The following is a 16,763-nucleotide window of genomic DNA, read 5'->3' on the forward strand; positions in this document are numbered from 1 at the left end:
TAGAAAGTCCTACCAATGAAAGCCTTAAACGATCTAAATATTTTTGTTGAAACGGCAAGACAAGGCGGCTTTTCACAAGCTGCTCATGGCCTTAATTTAACGCCTGCGGCTGTAAGCGCAGCAATTAAACGACTCGAATCACAGCTTGGTTTCGCTCTGTTTGTGCGATCAACACGAAGTTTGCGACTCACCGCCGAAGGCGACATTTTCCTTACTCAAACCACCAGCGCATTACAGATTTTACAAGATGGCTTAGATATGATTTCGGAAGCAAAAGGTGAACTTTCTGGCACCATTTCCCTTTCAGCACCTTCCGACCTCGGACGCAATCAACTGTTGGATTGGCTGGATGAATTCATGACCATGCACCCGAAAGTTTCTATTCGCTTAGAGCTCTCTGACAGTATTACCAATATGTACAGTAAGCCAATTGATGTTGCTATTCGCTATGGTATTCCACCCGATTCAAACCTTGTAGCGCTACCACTGTGCAAAGAAAATATTCGTGTCGCTTGTGCATCACCCACTTACATAAAAAATAGCCCCCAAATTGTGCAACCCACTGATTTACTCTCGCATCACTGTTTATGTTTTATGCTTTCTGGCAGTTATCATAATAAATGGGTATTTTGGAAAAACGGTCACGTTGAGACGGTTTCAGTATCAGGGCAATTAGCCGCGAATGATGGTGACGCCGTAAGGCAATGGGCTATAAAAGGGAAAGGAGTCGCTTACAAATCGCTGCTCGACATTAGCCAAGATCTTATAGATGGGTCGTTAATCTCGCTCCTCCCCGATTGGCAAAGTGAAGTAACGCCTGTTTATTTGGTTTGTGCCGATAAACGCTTAATGAGTCCGACAACGCGTGCACTTCACCAATTTCTTCAACAAAAATGTGAACAACTATTACGCCATACTATTCACTTTATTAATGGAAATGCTGGCGGACAATAACGATTCATGACACATGAATGACATATCCATACAAAGTGTCGATATTTTTTTTCATTCTCATTTTGTACAGTGTTCATAACATAAACAAACCACACTATAGGATATTTCAAGCATGAAAAAACTGACTCTTCTCGTTGCAACGACACTCCTTACCGGACAAGCATTCGCAGCTGAAACATACATTAGAAACGGTCAGATCTATACTCACGAAGGTCGTTGGGTTGCAGAAGCTGGAGCGGTTATCGGTAGCAAACTGTATAAAGGGCAAGATCATACCGTCGCGCCACTACTCAACTTTGGTTACCACGGTGAAGATTTAAACGTTGACTTTGGTGGAATCAACTACCGCTTTTTAGGTCAAACTGGAGATACTATTAATGCCAGCGCCTACCTAGGTAGCAGCGCCTTAGGCTACAAAAGCGACGATGCAGACATCTTAAGAGGCATGGATAAACGTGACATCAGTCTAGACCTTGGCCTTAATGTAGACTTTGCCGTAAGCCCACAAGGTACCATTTCTACCTATTTCCAACATGACGTGACCAATGCTTATGGCGGTTACCTAGCTGGAGTGAAATATTTCCATATTATGAACCTAGGAAAATTGGATCTTGTTCCTTTTGCAGGCGTCACTTATCAAAGCTCAGACTATGTAGACTATTACTTTGGCGTTAAAGATAAAGAAGCCAACTCAACTCGTAAAGCATACAAAGGTGGAAGCGACTTTGCTTATAACCTTGGCTATAAAATGATACTGCCTCTTTCAACAAACTGGGAAGTCACTCAAACTACTACCTACGCTCGTTTAGGCTCAGATATTTCCGACTCGCCGTTGGTCGACAGTGCAAATCAATGGCTATTTGGCGCCACTGTCGCCTATCACTTCTAATGGCTAAACAAGGTTTCCGTTACTCTCTGTGACCTTGTAGTTAGCTTCAAGAAAGTAATCCCGCTAAATGTGGGATTACTGTTATTTGATGAAGATAACAGCTTTAACTCTGAACTTTGGTTGAGCCTAGCTTCTAACCTCCTTATACTCACTTATTATTTCCCTACTCATTTTAATGTTATGAAAATTATAGCGGTTACCGCTTGTCCAACAGGTATTGCTCATACCTATATGGCGGCTGATGCCTTGAAAAAAGAAGCAGCAAAACGTCACTTATCTATCAAAGTAGAAACACAGGGGGCGATGGGCGTAGAGAACCCACTCACCGTTTCAGATATTGTCAGTGCTGATCTTATTTTAATTGCCTCTGACATTGAAATTGAGCGACGTGAGCGTTTTGCTGGCTGTAAAACCATTCAAGTTTCGATTGAAGAAGTTCTAACAAATGTTCAGTCTGTGCTTGACCGTTATCTGTAAGTATCCATGATCACCACCCGAATCAATTTTGTCTTAAAACCTAACGGGTTAGTCGGTTGGCAGCTCAATGAGCTGAAGACGTTAAGCCATCATTTCCGCTCAGTGGTGGTGGTATTCAACCTCACCAGAGATAAAAAAGCACTACTTACACATACGCTGCAAGTCTTAAGTATGGGGTCAAATCCTGGTGACTTATGCCAGATCGCTATAGAAGGGTTGGATGCTGAGTTAGCATGTATGGTAATCACTGAATATTTACGTGATCACTCACTGTTAATCTCTACATCCCATAAACAAAACCGTCACGCCGAACATATTTTCAATACACATTCTGCTTTTAAACTGCCTTTTTCGTTAAAGTGGCATTATTCAAATTCACTTTCTTGCCCGACAAAGCAAACCGCTCTATATGAGATTTCACAACAACTCGTGCCCCACAACCCGATTGACATTCTGCAAGCACTTGAACAACGAGAAACCGTCTCATCAACACTCATTGGCTCTGGTATCGCCCTACCTCATATTATGCACCCTAGCATTACACACCCAGCATTAGCGGTTCACGTCGTAGATAATGAATTGAATTGGTCAGCTACATTAAGCCCGGTCTCCATGATCATTACCCTGCTTTTGCCTTCCGCTTGTGATAAGACTGTCTTAAAACCAATCACAAAATTAACTCGCTGGTTATTAGATCAGGATCACCGACAATTGTTGATAGATGCACAACGCGAGGAAACCATAAAAGCTATTTTGCTGCACGTAATGGTGAAAGAAGAAAGCTTCGCTAACTAAGTATTAGTGACTGTTGCACGGTATTCCGACGGTGTCATTCCTGTTTTGTTTTTAAAGACACGAAAGAAATAATTGACATCGAGAAACCCACAGCGCGTTGCTACTTCGTTCAGGCGAAATGCGTATTTCTTTAACATGAATTTGGCCCGTTCAATTCGTACCCAAGCGATATAATCAGCCAATGTCATATGACCCTGCTGGCGAAACATACGTGAAAGATGGTTTGCTGAAATATTAAAGCGATGGGCGATGCTATCGCGCGTAATGCTGCGATGAAAGTTTTCTTGTATATAGATACAAATACCTTGGTACAAGTCTTCACTACGTTTTTTCGGCGAAGCATCTGGCTGGTCAAGCATGGTGGCACTGTAGCTTAGTAATGCCAGCAGTAAATGTTCATCCATTGGGCTTTTTGTCGGCTCTTGAGCTAACGCATTTAAGCCTGCTAAAATATGGTCAATCGCATGACCGGTTCGGGTTGGTATACTGTGTTTTTGCACGTCATAAAATCCACTATCCCCTTTATGTTTACTCACTAGGCTAAAGCCCATTTGGCGACGACCAAACAATAAACTCAATACCGAGCAGTCCTCTTCCCAATCCGGTTTATTCCAGCAATTTGGCGGAATGTAAAGCGCGTCCCCTGCTAAAATATTCACCTTGGCGATATTGTGCTCTGCCTCTTCAATTTCATTACTGTATACCCCACTGACTACTAATTCTAAACGAGGAAAATTGACTTGGTAGCTAAATGCAGGCGGCGTAATGTTATCGCTAGCAAACCAAATTCGATTAAAGCTCTCGCGCTCAGACAATAGGACTTCAATGACATTCTTAAAAACGGGGATCACATAACAAACCTTACAACACGCATTAGAGATGCAACTATAATCCAATAATCAATACTGTACCAAACATAAGCTTGGTTTGACCAACTATAAAAAACACAAGAAAATCAATATATTCACCTGATTTTAAAGGTGTTTTATGATAATCATTAAGATGACAATCAAAAAACAGAAACAGGACACTGATCACGTTTAGTAACTAAGGGTACAATAATCCAGTAAATGCATTTTTCGTACACTACCGAATCATACGTTATCCGTTCACAATATCGTCAACAAAGCGTCATTTACAATAACGATAAAACTATATAGGGAACGAACGATGATCACTCAACTCATTAATGAGAAATTGATCCGTCTTGATCTTCAAGCAACATCAAAGGATGAGGTGTTTTCTGAACTCATCGATGTACTGGCAGAACAAGGCCGTATCAACGATAAAGAACAATTCTTAGCCGATATTTATGCCCGTGAAGAACTTGGCAATACCGGTTTTGAAGATGGCGTTGCACTGCCACATGCTAAAAGCACTGCCGTTATTGAACCTGCCGTTGTGATTGGCGTTAGCAAAACGGGCATCGAATACGGCGCTGAAGATGGCCTACCATCAAAACTCTTCTTTATGATTGCTTCACCAGACGGTGGTTCAAACCATCATATTGAAGTGCTTGCTGAACTCTCTTCTAAGCTGATTGAAGATGGCTTTATTGAACAATTTTTATCAGCAACGACAGAGCAAGAGGCACTCACCTTACTATTGACCAAAACTGAGAAAGAAAACACGGTAAAAGCCGATCAAGGCTTCTTAATTGGGGTAACTGGTTGCCCGGCTGGTGTTGCGCACACTTACCTTGCCGCAGAAGCCCTTGAAAAAGGAGCCGCTGAACTGGGCTACCACATCAAAGTAGAAACCAACGGCTCTATTGGTGTGAAAAATAGCCCAAGCGATGAAGAAATTGCCAAAGCAGACGCCATCATTGTTGCGTGTGACAAACAGGTCGATATGGCACGTTTTGCTGGTAAAAAACTGGTCGAAACTGGTGTAAAAGCACCGATCCGCGATGCAAAAGGTTTAATTGAAAAAGCTTTAAATGCCCCTAAATACAACGCTGATGCCAGCGCTAATGTGTCTGATGGAAAAGGCAAAGCGGCGCAAGCGCGTTCTGATTTATACCGCTACTTAATGAATGGCGTGTCACACATGATCCCATTTGTTGTTACGGGTGGTTTGTTGATTGCCTTGGCTCTAGCTATCGGTGGTGAGCCTACCGAGGCGGGAATGGCCATTCCTGATGGCAGTTTGTGGAACCAAGTACTCAATGTGGGTGTGGTTGCCTTTACATTGATGATCCCGATTCTTGCTGGTTACATCGCATACGCGATTGCTGACCGCCCCGCATTAACTCCAGGTTTAATCGGCGGTTGGATCGCCAATAATGGTTCATTTTACGGTGCAGATGCCGGTACCGGTTTTATTGGTGCAATTATCGCGGGTCTTCTCGTGGGTTACTTTATTAAATGGCTAACCAGCATTCATTTTCACAAATTTTTGCAACCACTTGTGCCAATTATGATTGCTCCAATTGCAGGTTCGCTATTTATCTCTAGCCTGTTTATCTTTGTTATTGGTGCACCTATCGCAAGCTTAATGGATGGCTTAAACGCGCTACTGACGGATATGAGCTCGGGTAACGTTATTCTATTGGGCATTGTGTTAGGTGGGATGGCTGGTTTTGATATGGGTGGACCATTCAACAAAGTGGCGTTTCTATTCTCTGTAGGGATGATTGCTAGCGGTCAAACTCAATTTATGGGTGCAATGGCATGTGCTATTCCAGTAGCTCCTCTGGGCATGGCCCTAGCAACCGTACTTGGTCGCAAACTCAACTTATTTGAAGCATCAGAAATTGAAGCAGGTAAAGCCTCTGGCGCTATGGGTTTAGTGGGTATATCTGAAGGTGCCATTCCATTTGCAGCGCAAGATCCGATGTCAGTAATCCCAGCAAACGTACTCGGCTCAATGGTTGCAGCGGTCATGGCTTTCACTTTTGGTATTACAAACAGTGTTGCTCACGGCGGTCCTGTAGTAGCATTACTCGGCGCAATGAACAAACCGCTACTTGCCCTTCTGTGTATGGCAACCGGTGCAGTCGTTACTGGTCTTATCTGTGTGACGCTGAAAAAAATGCGCCAAGAGAAATTACAACAAACAGCAGCATAATACTTAACCAACCACCCCGTCCCCCGTGGGGTGGTTGATGCGAATCAAAGCTATGCTCCTTCGTTTATGTTGTACTCCCGCTTCACCTCGGGAGTTTTTTAGTTCTTGTTTTCGCTCTTTTTTCTTTATTTTTGATTTTCGTGAGATGCCATAATGACCAACAACCCACAACATTTTTTTTTGATGAACAATGTCATTCAAAATTACGCTTGGGGCAGTACAACTTCTATCAATCAATTGTTTAATATTCCAAACCCAACTCAAGTTCCACAGGCTGAAATTTGGATGGGTGCACATCCCAACGGATGTTCTCAGGTTGAAATTGATGATAAATCTATTTCATTGTTAGAATTGATCAACCAAGATAAATCGACATTCCTTTCCGCTTCAACTGCCACAACATTTGCTGAATTACCTTATTTATTCAAAGTATTAGCCGCAGAAAATGCGCTATCAATTCAAGTTCATCCAAGCAAGCAAGAAGCTGAGGTTGGTTTTGATAGAGAAAACAAGGCCGGTATTCCACTCAATGCTGGGCATCGTAATTATAAAGATCCAAACCATAAACCTGAGTTGGTTTACGCATTAACACCTTACCAAGCTATGAATGGCTTTCGTGCACTTTCAGAAATCGTAGCACGCTTTCAAGCATTACAAATTGACGTCATTTCTGACCTCGTTGAGCAATTTGAGCTAAACCAAACATCAAAAGGCCTACAAGATTTCTTTACTGCCTTATTATCGCTCTCCGGCGAGCAAAAAGAGCAAGCCGTTAATGCGCTACTGACTCATGCCAATCGCTACTCAAACGACGAAATATTTGCTCTTATTTTAGAGCTTGCTCAGCAATATCCGGGCGATATTGGCTTGTTTTCACCACTGATGTTAAATGTATTAACCTTGGCTCCTGGTGAAGCGATGTTTTTAGATGCCAGAACACCACACGCTTACTTAAAAGGAACAGGCCTTGAAATCATGGCAAACTCCGACAACGTATTGCGTGCCGGTTTAACCCCAAAACATATGGACATCGCAGAACTTGCATCGTGCACACGGTTTGAAGAAAAACCTGCTGCTACGTTGTTATTGCAACCGATAGAAGAACGTGGTGCACTACTTTTCCCTGTGCCAGTAACGGACTTTAAATTTGCGATTTATCCGCAGTCAAATAATGTCACAGTAGAAGTAACGAGCGCTGAAATTATTTTGCCGATCGATGGTGACGCAATATTAACTCATCAAAATGGCGAAAAGATTACCATCACCAAAGGCTGCTCGGTATTTATTCCGGCATACACGGGAGAGTATCAATTATCTGCTGAGGGCCGAGTGGCTCGTGCTTATAACTGAGCAAGCAGTTCCTACCTTTATTGCAGTGCTACTCTATGACTAAAAAATAAAGCGAGCCTATCTAGGCTCGCTTTATTTTGGGATGGAATTAAAAAGTTAAATTTCTTAATTAGTGGCTTTGGTTTCGTTTCCAAACTGCTAATTCAATCCAGATCTGTTCGAGTTGTTGAATTTCTTCTTCCGTCAAAAGGGCAAGTGTTGTTTGAGATGAAGGCGAAGAACTTTCTTTAGGAGAATCAATCTGCGCATAAAAGTCTTTTTTTAATTGCATTATCACGGAGTTCACGATTCATCCCTATAAAACTTATATTAATTCTCAAAAATAATACCATTTTTCATAAAGATTTCTTATGTCGTGTAAAGTTATGGAATAACAATCACACTTTGTTCAATACTCAAACTATTTGAAGGAGTGGGCATACGGCAAGTAGGAAAGTTATATCGACAACTTATAAAAACAATCCTACTCCCCAAAATAGCCTCTAATAAACCAAGCTAGACTCGGCTAGTTGACGACAAAATAGCTCCAGCACCAATAAATACTCCTCCAGTTAATTTATTAAAGATATTCACGCGACTTTCCGCTAATAACCAATTTGAAGACTTAGTTCCTAAGTACGCGTATGTCAGCAGCCAAGAAAGCTCGAAAACAACAAAGGTAGCAGCAAAAATCAAATATTCACTCATTAATGAAACGTCAGGAGAAATAAACTGAGGGAATAGAGCACTAAAGAAGATGATAGCCTTGGGATTACTCGCTCCGACAACAAAACCACTAATATAGTGACTTCGTGCTGTCCCTCCTTTGCTCTCATTTGGCTTCACACTGAGAGTCTGGCTTTTACTTAGCAAGGCATTGATACCTAAATAAATGAGATAAGCGGCACCTATCCATTTAACCACATTAAAAATAAGCTTCGAAGAGGCAATTAATACACCAAGTCCTGTAAAAGACAAGCTTAAGATAATTGTAATGGCCGTTAAGCTGCCTAGTGCAGTGAACAATGCACCACGCATACCGTGAGTAACCCCTTTAGTCATACACAATAAGGAACTAGGGCCTGGAGAAGCCGTCAAAATTAATATCGCGAACGCATAAACAATCCATGTTTCTAATGTCATAAACTTTCCTTTTTTAAATGCTAATCCATTTAGCTGCTTATTAAATTACACACAACACTTTCTGATGTCTAATTTTTCATCAGTTTTGTCGAGTGAGTCGAATATAACACTCAAAAATTGGTGGATGACGAAACCACATTTTATGTGGCCAATAAAAAAGCCGAGCTATCATCGCTCGGCTTTTCGTATTGTTTAAACCTTGTTATTCAAGGCGCAAGAGTAATCTACTCGTCTTCAGAGTCATCATTCTCGGTAGTAGTATCATCACTAACTTGAGAATCAGTGTTCTCTTCTGCAGTCACCACTGTCGCTTCTTCACCTTCCAGCTGTTCGCCTTCTGGTAACTCAGTTTCTTCAATTTCTTCAATACGCTGTAGACCAACAACATTCTCATCATCAGCAGTACGAATCAAAGTAACACCTTGAGTATTACGACCGACTTGACTTACTTCAGCCACACGTGTACGAACCAGCGTACCAGCATCAGTGATCATCATGAACTCGTCGCCTTCTTCAGCTTGCACTGCGCCGACAACTTGACCGTTACGTTCAGAAACTTTGATTGAAACCACACCTTGTGTAGCACGACCTTTAGTTGGGTATTCCCCTAAGGTTGTACGTTTACCGTAACCATTTTGCGTTACAGTTAAGATATCACCTTCATTGGAAGGAACAATCAAAGAAACAACTTGGTCGCCTTCGGCCAGTTTCATACCACGAACACCCGCTGCAGTACGTCCCATGGCTCGAACATGATTCTCATTAAAGCGAACGACTTTACCTTCTTTAGAGAACAGCATGATATCGCTGTCACCATCGGTAATATCAACACCAATTAGAGAGTCATCATCACGTAGGTTAACAGCAATCAGACCATTTGAACGTACGTTAGCAAAGCTTGAAAGTGAGGTTTTCTTAACCGTGCCATCGCCAGTTGCCATGAAGATAAACTTATCATCACTAAACTCTGTCACTGGTAGGATCGCTGTAATACGCTCACCTTCTTCCAAAGGAAGAATATTAACGATTGGCTTACCGCGCGCAGTACGACTTGCCAATGGCAATTGGTAAACTTTCAGGCGGTACGTTTTACCACGAGTCGAGAAACAAAGGATGTTATCGTGCGTATTCGCAACAAGAAGACGTTCAATATAGTCTTCTTCCTTCATCTTCGTCGCACTCTTACCTTTACCACCACGGCGCTGAGCTTCGTAGTCGCTCAGAATTTGGTACTTCACATAACCAGCATTAGACAGTGTTACCACAACATCTTCACGAGCAATTAGCTCTTCCATGTCGATATCGTGACTTGCAGCAGTGATCTCAGTACGGCGTGTATCGCCAAAGTTTTCACGTACAAGTTCCAACTCTTCACGAATCACTTCCATCAAACGCTCAGTACTTGCAAGGATATGCATTAACTCTGCGATTTCTTCTAGAAGTGCTTTGTACTCGTCAAGGATCTTCTCATGCTCTAGACCTGTTAATCGGTGTAGGCGTAACTCGAGAATCGCTTGAGCTTGTTGCTCAGTTAAAAAGTACTGACCATCACGAATACCATACTCAGGCTCAAGCCACTCAGGGCGAGCCGCATCAGTACCAGCACGTTCAAGCATAGAAGCAACGTTGCCAAGGTCCCAACCGCGCGCGATCAATCCTGCTTTTGCTTCAGCAGGTGTCGCTGCACTTCGAATCAACTCGATGATTTCATCGATATTAGCCAGTGCCAGTGCTAGTGCTTCAAGAATATGAGCACGATCACGCGCCTTGCGTAATTCGAAAATAGTACGGCGTGTCACTACTTCACGGCGGTGATCAACGAAGCATTTCAACATTTCTTTCAAGTTGAATAGCTTAGGCTGACCATTATCAAGCGCAACCATGTTGATACCGAAAGTCGTTTGCAGTTGAGTTTGTGAATAGAGGTTATTTAGAACCACTTCACCTACCGCATCACGCTTACATTCAATAACGATACGCATACCATCTTTATCAGACTCGTCACGCAGCGCACTGATGCCTTCCACTTTCTTATCTTTAACCAGCTCGGCAATCTTTTCGATTAAACGAGCTTTGTTCACTTGATAAGGGATCTCAGTCACAATAATGGTTTCTCGACCATTTTTCTCAACTTCGATGTCTGCTTTAGAACGCATGTAAACTTTACCGCGTCCTGTTTTATAAGCATCAATAATGCCCTTGCGGCCACTGATTAGTGCAGCAGTTGGGAAGTCAGGACCTGGAATATAGTCCATTAACTCATCAATAGTGATCTCTTCGTTATTGATATACGCCAAACAACCATCAACGACTTCCGTTAAGTTGTGTGGTGGAATGTTGGTGGCCATACCTACAGCGATACCGGATGAACCGTTTACCAATAGGTTAGGAATTTTTGTTGGCAGAACCGCTGGAATTTGCTCGGTACCATCATAGTTTGGTACGTAATCAACGGTTTCTTTGTCGAGATCGGCCAATAGCTCATGCGCTATTTTTGCCATACGTACTTCGGTGTAACGCATTGCTGCCGCAGAGTCACCATCGATCGAGCCAAAGTTACCTTGACCATCAACAAGCATGTAACGCAATGAGAAAGGCTGCGCCATACGAACAATAGTATCGTATACCGCGCTATCACCATGTGGGTGATATTTACCGATTACGTCGCCCACAACACGGGCAGATTTTTTATATGGTTTATTCCAATCGTTACCAAGCACATTCATCGCGAATAATACGCGGCGGTGTACTGGTTTTAGACCATCACGCACGTCTGGAAGAGCACGACCCACAATGACTGACATCGCGTAGTCTAGGTATGAACCTCTTAGCTCATCTTCAATGTTGACGGGCGTGATCTCTTTAGCTAAATCGCTCATAGAGCCATTATCCCTCTATCTTTTGATCGTATATTTGATACGTACAAGGCCGGAAAATATAACACATAATTCACTACTTCGGCATCACTTTCCCTGTCCTTTTATCAGGTTGTGACCTTTGTTGTGTATCAAGTGCCGAGAAATTGCACATTCATTCCATACCCAACTGATAAGTGGTTACTTTTCAGCCACAAATCCGCGAAATAGGGAAAGCAGTGGTCTGTTTCACTTAACAAGTTATAATGCGTGATTCAATAAAGGATGTATAAGTTGACAGTAAGAGCGAATCTATCATGACTAAAGCACAGAACGTTGATCTTAATGAAATCAAAAAGTTTGAAGAAATGGCGTCTCGCTGGTGGGATCTCGATGGGGAATTTAAACCTCTTCACCAAATAAACCCATTAAGATTGAATTATGTGCTCGGCAATGCCAATGGCTTATTTGGTAAGACTGTACTCGATGTAGGATGTGGTGGTGGTATTCTGGCAGAGAGTATGGCGCGCGAAGGGGCAAACGTAACTGGCTTGGATATGGGCAAAGAACCACTGGAAGTTGCTCGTTTACATGCATTAGAAACAGGCACCAAATTGACTTACATCCAAAGTACGATTGAAGACCACGCCGAAGAAAAACCACACTACTATGATGTGGTAACTTGCATGGAAATGTTAGAGCACGTTCCGGACCCGCTTTCGGTAGTTCGTGCTTGTGCGACTTTGGTTAAACCAGGGGGGCATGTGTTTTTCTCAACTCTCAATCGTAATATTAAGTCTTATTTATTTGCCATTGTCGGTGCTGAAAAGTTGATGCGAATTGTTCCCGAAGGTACCCATGACCACGATAAATTCATTCGCCCATCCGAACTTATCAAAATGATTGATCAAACTAATTTGCAAGAACAAGGTATCACAGGTCTGCTATATAACCCTCTGACTGACACTTACCGCTTGGGTCGTAATGTCGACGTTAACTACATCGTTCATACACGTCTGTTTTAGGCGTGTTATTTAGCGCATAACTCACGTTAAAAATCGGGTTGATTAACACAACTCAACTCGTTTTTTTAGTGCATTTTTTGTGCTCCAGATTCCATTTTAACCAACCTAAAATACACCTCCGATTTTATGCAAAGATCAAGAAGTTTTTTTTTAATTGCGGTTACATCTAAACCGATCTCAAAATGGCAATTTCCTACAAGCAAACCTGCTCTTTGATCATCGGTAAGTGGATACTAACTGATTTTTTGTTATTTGCTAGTTATCCACAAGCTGTTCAAGATCTCTAACTTGAAATGACCTCCATATAGCACTATCTTGTAAGTCGCAAAGCAAAGCACCCCTATATGTAGTGTTTACGCTACAATATATAGATAGACTCAGATCACAAAGCCGCAATGAAATTTACAACAATTCTATAGAAATGCGGCTTTAAGCAGTTTTGTTAGGGAAATGAAGCAGAATGAACCAACAACTCACTGTCACTAAGCGTGATGGCCGCAAAGAAAATATTGATCTTGAAAAGATCCACCGTGTAATTGCATGGGCAGCTGAAGGCCTTCACAACGTGTCTGTATCACAAGTAGAATTGAAAGCTCACATTCAATTTTACGATGGCATCACGACTTCGGACATCCATGAAACCATTATCAAATCCGCCGCGGATTTGATCTCAGAAGAGACACCCGATTACCAATATTTGGCTGCTCGTCTTGCTGTATTCCACTTACGCAAAAAAGCATACGGCCAATATGAACCACCAACGCTATACAAGCATGTGACACATTTGGTCGAAACGGGTAAGTATGACAAGCATCTTATTGAAGACTATACTCGTGCAGAGTTTGAAGAACTCGACACTTACATAGATCACAAACGTGACTTAGATTTCTCTTACGCTGCGGTTAAACAGCTTGAAGGTAAATATTTCGTTCAAAACCGTGTAACCAAGCAAATCTATGAAAGTGCTCAATTTCTTTATATTTTGGTTGCGGCTTGTCTATTTGCTAAGTATCCAAAAGAGAATCGTCTTGAGTACATCAAGCGTTTTTACGATGCGACGTCGACATTCAAAATTTCGCTGCCAACACCAATTATGTCTGGTGTACGTACCCCTACTCGTCAATTCAGCTCATGTGTATTGATTGAGTGTGGTGATAGCCTTGATTCAATCAATGCAACTGCAAGCTCAATTGTACGTTATGTATCTCAACGTGCAGGTATTGGTATCAATGCAGGTCGTATCCGAGCACTAGGCTCTGAGATCCGTGGTGGTGAAGCATTCCATACTGGCTGTATCCCTTTTTATAAATACTTCCAAACCGCGGTAAAATGCTGTTCTCAAGGTGGTGTTCGTGGCGGTGCTGCGACGGTGTTCTACCCATTATGGCATGGTGAAGTACAATCTCTGCTGGTATTGAAGAACAACCGTGGCGTTGAAGAGAACCGCGTACGTCATATGGACTACGGCGTTCAATTGAACAAGCTGATGTATTCGCGCTTAGTGCAAGGCGGCAACATCACACTATTCTCACCTTCTGATGTTCCAGGGTTGTATGATGCCTTCTTTGAAAATCAGCAAGAGTTCGAACGTCTATACGTTCAATATGAGAATGACCCTTCAATTAAGAAAGAGTCGGTAAAAGCAGTTGAGCTATTCTCATTATTGATGCAAGAACGCGCGTCAACGGGCCGTATCTACATTCAGAACGTTGACCACTGTAATACGCATAGCCCATTTGATGCTGCAGTCGCTCCAGTGCGTCAATCTAACTTATGTTTAGAAATCGCTCTACCAACCAAGCCATTGAAAAACGTTGAAGATGACGAAGGTGAAATCGCCTTGTGCACACTTTCAGCCTTTAACTTGGGTTCAATTACATCGCTTGATGATTTTGAAGAACTTGCAGACTTAGTTGTGCGCGCTCTTGATGCCTTGTTAGATTATCAAGATTACCCACTTCCAGCGGCCTATAAGTCAACCATGAATCGTCGTACATTAGGGGTGGGTGTCATTAACTACGCTTACTACTTAGCGAAAAATGGTGTGAAATATTCTGATGGTAGTGCTAATGGCCTAACCCACCGCACCTTCGAAGCAATGCAGTATTACTTATTGAAAGCATCGGTTGCATTAGCAAAAGAGCAAGGTAGATGTCCGCTGTTCCATGAGACGAACTATGCAAAAGGTCTACTGCCTATCGACACCTACAAAAAAGATGTTGATCTAATCTGTGATGAGCCTTTGCACTATGATTGGGATACACTACGTTCGGAAATCATGGAATTTGGTCTACGTAACTCGACCTTGACGGCGTTAATGCCTTCAGAGACGTCTTCTCAAATTTCTAATGCGACTAACGGTATCGAACCACCACGTGGTTATGTGTCGGTGAAAGCCTCTAAAGACGGCATTTTGAAACAAGTAGTTCCTGATTTTATCAACCTAAAAGAGAACTACGAATTGCTATGGAATATCGGTTCAAATAACGGTTATTTGCACTTAGTGGGTATTATGCAGAAGTTTGTAGACCAAGCAATTTCAGCGAATACAAACTACGACCCAAGCACTTACGAAACGGGCAAAGTACCGATGAAGAAATTGCTGCAAGATCTACTCACTGCTTATAAATTTGGCGTGAAAACACTGTACTATCACAACACTCGTGATGGCGCTAAAGATGATCAAAAAGATGCCGTGCAGGCTCAAGATGATGATTGTGCTGGCGGTGGTTGTAAGATCTAACCTTATTTCACATTCAAACGTATTTAATAATGCTCCCCTATTTGGGGAGTTTTAAAGGATTGAGGCATTTATGGCTTACAGTACTTTTTCTCAAAAAAAGAATAACCAATTAAAAGAACCGATGTTTCTTGGTCAATCGGTTAACGTTGCACGTTATGACCAACAAAAATTCGAGATTTTTGAAAAGCTGATAGAAAAACAACTGTCCTTCTTCTGGCGACCAGAAGAAGTTGACGTATCAAGCGATCGTATTGATTACAACAAGCTTCCTGATCATGAAAAGCACATTTTTATCTCGAATTTGAAATATCAAACCTTGCTTGATTCCATCCAAGGTCGTAGCCCTAATGTTGCGCTGCTTCCGCTGGTGTCTTTGCCTGAAGTTGAAACGTGGATTGAAACTTGGTCATTCTCTGAAACGATTCACTCACGCTCTTACACCCATATCATCCGCAATATTGTGAATGACCCTGGCCTTGTGTTTGATGACATCGTTGAAAATGAGCATATTTTAAAACGTGCCAAAGACATTGCGCACTACTACGATGATTTGATCCAATTGACCAGCGACTACCACAGATATGGTGAAGGCACCCACCAAATCAACGGAGAGCCTGTCGAAGTCAGTCTAAATAAACTCAAGCGCAAGCTGTACCTTTGCTTGATGTCAGTGAATGCGCTAGAAGCCATCCGCTTCTACGTTAGTTTTGCCTGTTCATTCGCTTTTGCAGAGCGTGAATTGATGGAAGGTAATGCCAAAATCATCAAGCTAATTGCACGTGATGAAGCGCTTCACCTGACGGGAACTCAGCATATGATCAACTTGCTACGAAACGGGCAAGATGATTTCGCATTTTTACAAATCGCTGAAGAGTGTAAACAAGAATGTTTCGACCTATTTAAGGCCGCAGCGGAACAAGAAAAAGAGTGGGCAGAATACTTGTTCAAAGATGGATCAATGATCGGTTTGAACAAAGATATCCTGTGTCAATACGTTGAATACATTACTAACGTGCGTATGCAAGCCGTTGGACTTCCAACCGCATACCCTGAAGCAACCTCCAACCCTATTCCTTGGATAAATGCGTGGCTATCTTCAGATAACGTACAAGTTGCTCCTCAAGAAGCAGAAATTAGCTCATACCTTGTAGGTCAAATTGATAACGAAGTTCACGCTGATGACTTTGAGGACTTTGAGCTGTAATGGCACGTATAAAAATCAACAATATCACCACCATAGAATCAAACTCTTCCAACACTGTATTGGAAAGTATGGAAGGTGCAGGGCTAGAGCCTGAGTTTAACTGCCGTGATGGCCATTGTGGTGCTTGTCGTTGCACTTTAGTTTCTGGTGAAGTGGAATATGTTGGTTTTGCTATGGCTTACACTGAGCACAATGAAATTTTGCCTTGCATTTGTAAGGCGAAGAATCACATTGAACTTGCTAATGTAACCTATCGGTTGAAAGCGAAACGAGCTTAGAA

At 42.2% G+C, this 16,763-nt stretch carries 14 protein-coding genes; 10 read left to right on the forward strand and 4 right to left on the reverse strand.

Features of this window, described 5'->3' with window-relative positions:
- Window positions 1–15: 15 nt before the first annotated feature.
- From EYW48_RS13845 to EYW48_RS13860, 4 genes are all read left to right on the forward strand, one after another.
- Complete coding sequence (locus EYW48_RS13845; protein ID WP_277432566.1) at window positions 16–954, forward strand: LysR family transcriptional regulator; 939 nt, start codon at window positions 16–18, stop codon at window positions 952–954.
- 112 nt (window positions 955–1,066) lie between these two features.
- Window positions 1,067–1,843: an outer membrane protein OmpV gene (ompV, locus tag EYW48_RS13850; protein ID WP_277432567.1), complete on the forward strand. Its 777-nt coding sequence runs from the start codon at window positions 1,067–1,069 to the stop codon at window positions 1,841–1,843.
- A gap of 180 nt (window positions 1,844–2,023) precedes the next feature.
- Window positions 2,024–2,320 carry a PTS fructose transporter subunit IIB gene (locus EYW48_RS13855; protein WP_053310437.1) on the forward strand — a complete coding sequence of 99 codons (297 nt, stop codon included), beginning with the start codon at window positions 2,024–2,026 and terminating at the stop codon, window positions 2,318–2,320.
- A 6-nt stretch (window positions 2,321–2,326) separates the two neighbouring features.
- Entirely contained in the window at window positions 2,327–3,115 is a 789-nt protein-coding gene (locus EYW48_RS13860) for a PTS sugar transporter subunit IIA (protein ID WP_171981410.1), read from the forward strand.
- On the opposite strand, the gene EYW48_RS13865 is transcribed toward EYW48_RS13860, so the two are convergent.
- Window positions 3,112–3,966, reverse strand: a complete 855-nt coding sequence (locus tag EYW48_RS13865) for an AraC family transcriptional regulator (RefSeq protein ID WP_171981409.1) — start codon at window positions 3,964–3,966, stop codon at window positions 3,112–3,114. The genes EYW48_RS13860 and EYW48_RS13865 overlap by 4 nt on opposite strands.
- 319 nt (window positions 3,967–4,285) lie before the next feature.
- Between EYW48_RS13865 and EYW48_RS13870 the strand changes: the two genes are divergently transcribed.
- Together EYW48_RS13870 and manA are read left to right on the forward strand one after the other, a co-directional pair.
- Entirely contained in the window at window positions 4,286–6,184 is a 1,899-nt protein-coding gene (locus tag EYW48_RS13870) for a fructose-specific PTS transporter subunit EIIC (RefSeq protein WP_053309888.1), read from the forward strand.
- 153 nt (window positions 6,185–6,337) lie between these two features.
- On the forward strand, window positions 6,338–7,534 hold the full coding sequence (manA, locus tag EYW48_RS13875) for a mannose-6-phosphate isomerase, class I (protein WP_253910188.1): 1,197 nt from the start codon (window positions 6,338–6,340) through the stop codon (window positions 7,532–7,534).
- A 109-nt stretch (window positions 7,535–7,643) separates the two neighbouring features.
- Here the strand turns inward: manA and EYW48_RS13880 are convergent, their stop codons facing one another.
- The 3 genes from EYW48_RS13880 to gyrA all read right to left on the reverse strand — a co-directional run bounded on the left by EYW48_RS13880 (window position 7,644) and on the right by gyrA (window position 11,535).
- A complete protein-coding gene (locus EYW48_RS13880; RefSeq protein WP_171375451.1) occupies window positions 7,644–7,823 on the reverse strand; it encodes a hypothetical protein in 180 nt (59 codons plus the stop codon).
- A gap of 206 nt (window positions 7,824–8,029) precedes the next feature.
- Window positions 8,030–8,656 (reverse strand): LysE family translocator, encoded by a 627-nt coding sequence (locus EYW48_RS13885; protein WP_277432568.1) that lies wholly within the window; start codon window positions 8,654–8,656, stop codon window positions 8,030–8,032.
- A gap of 224 nt (window positions 8,657–8,880) precedes the next feature.
- Complete coding sequence (gene gyrA, locus EYW48_RS13890) at window positions 8,881–11,535, reverse strand: DNA topoisomerase (ATP-hydrolyzing) subunit A (protein WP_053309892.1); 2,655 nt, start codon at window positions 11,533–11,535, stop codon at window positions 8,881–8,883.
- A gap of 293 nt (window positions 11,536–11,828) precedes the next feature.
- On the opposite strand from gyrA, the gene ubiG reads away from it, so the two are divergent.
- The 4 genes from ubiG (at window position 11,829) to yfaE (ending at window position 16,761) form a co-directional block, all read left to right on the forward strand.
- Window positions 11,829–12,536: a bifunctional 2-polyprenyl-6-hydroxyphenol methylase/3-demethylubiquinol 3-O-methyltransferase UbiG gene (ubiG, locus tag EYW48_RS13895; RefSeq protein ID WP_176246258.1), complete on the forward strand. Its 708-nt coding sequence runs from the start codon at window positions 11,829–11,831 to the stop codon at window positions 12,534–12,536.
- Window positions 12,537–12,996: 460 nt separating this feature from the next.
- Window positions 12,997–15,279, forward strand: a complete 2,283-nt coding sequence (gene nrdA, locus EYW48_RS13900) for a class 1a ribonucleoside-diphosphate reductase subunit alpha (RefSeq protein WP_171980888.1) — start codon at window positions 12,997–12,999, stop codon at window positions 15,277–15,279.
- 70 nt (window positions 15,280–15,349) lie between these two features.
- Window positions 15,350–16,483, forward strand: coding sequence for a class Ia ribonucleoside-diphosphate reductase subunit beta (gene nrdB / locus EYW48_RS13905; protein ID WP_176246259.1), 1,134 nt, complete (start codon window positions 15,350–15,352; stop codon window positions 16,481–16,483).
- The gene (gene yfaE, locus EYW48_RS13910; RefSeq protein WP_053309896.1) at window positions 16,483–16,761 is read left to right on the forward strand and encodes a class I ribonucleotide reductase maintenance protein YfaE; all 279 of its coding nucleotides are present in this window, start codon (window positions 16,483–16,485) and stop codon (window positions 16,759–16,761) included. The genes nrdB and yfaE overlap by 1 nt, the downstream gene beginning before the upstream one ends.
- The last annotated feature ends 2 nt before the right edge of the window (window positions 16,762–16,763 follow it).

Source organism: Vibrio sp. 1180_3 (assembly GCF_029478545.1).
Taxonomy (GTDB): Bacteria; Pseudomonadota; Gammaproteobacteria; order Enterobacterales; family Vibrionaceae; genus Vibrio; species Vibrio aestuarianus.

Bases quoted from the DNA above. Each gene is read 5' to 3' on its own strand.
- EYW48_RS13845 (WP_277432566.1), top strand. From the start codon at position 16: ATGAAAGCCTTAAACGATCTAAATATTTTTGTTGAAACGGCAAGACAA.
- ompV (WP_277432567.1), top strand. From the start codon at position 1,067: ATGAAAAAACTGACTCTTCTCGTTGCAACGACACTCCTTACCGGACAA.
- EYW48_RS13855 (WP_053310437.1), top strand. From the start codon at position 2,024: ATGAAAATTATAGCGGTTACCGCTTGTCCAACAGGTATTGCTCATACC.
- EYW48_RS13860 (WP_171981410.1), top strand. From the start codon at position 2,327: ATGATCACCACCCGAATCAATTTTGTCTTAAAACCTAACGGGTTAGTC.
- EYW48_RS13870 (WP_053309888.1), top strand. From the start codon at position 4,286: ATGATCACTCAACTCATTAATGAGAAATTGATCCGTCTTGATCTTCAA.
- manA (WP_253910188.1), top strand. From the start codon at position 6,338: ATGACCAACAACCCACAACATTTTTTTTTGATGAACAATGTCATTCAA.
- EYW48_RS13885 (WP_277432568.1), bottom strand. From the start codon at position 8,656: ATGACATTAGAAACATGGATTGTTTATGCGTTCGCGATATTAATTTTG.
- gyrA (WP_053309892.1), bottom strand. From the start codon at position 11,535: ATGAGCGATTTAGCTAAAGAGATCACGCCCGTCAACATTGAAGATGAG.
- ubiG (WP_176246258.1), top strand. From the start codon at position 11,829: ATGACTAAAGCACAGAACGTTGATCTTAATGAAATCAAAAAGTTTGAA.
- nrdA (WP_171980888.1), top strand. From the start codon at position 12,997: ATGAACCAACAACTCACTGTCACTAAGCGTGATGGCCGCAAAGAAAAT.
- nrdB (WP_176246259.1), top strand. From the start codon at position 15,350: ATGGCTTACAGTACTTTTTCTCAAAAAAAGAATAACCAATTAAAAGAA.
- yfaE (WP_053309896.1), top strand. From the start codon at position 16,483: ATGGCACGTATAAAAATCAACAATATCACCACCATAGAATCAAACTCT.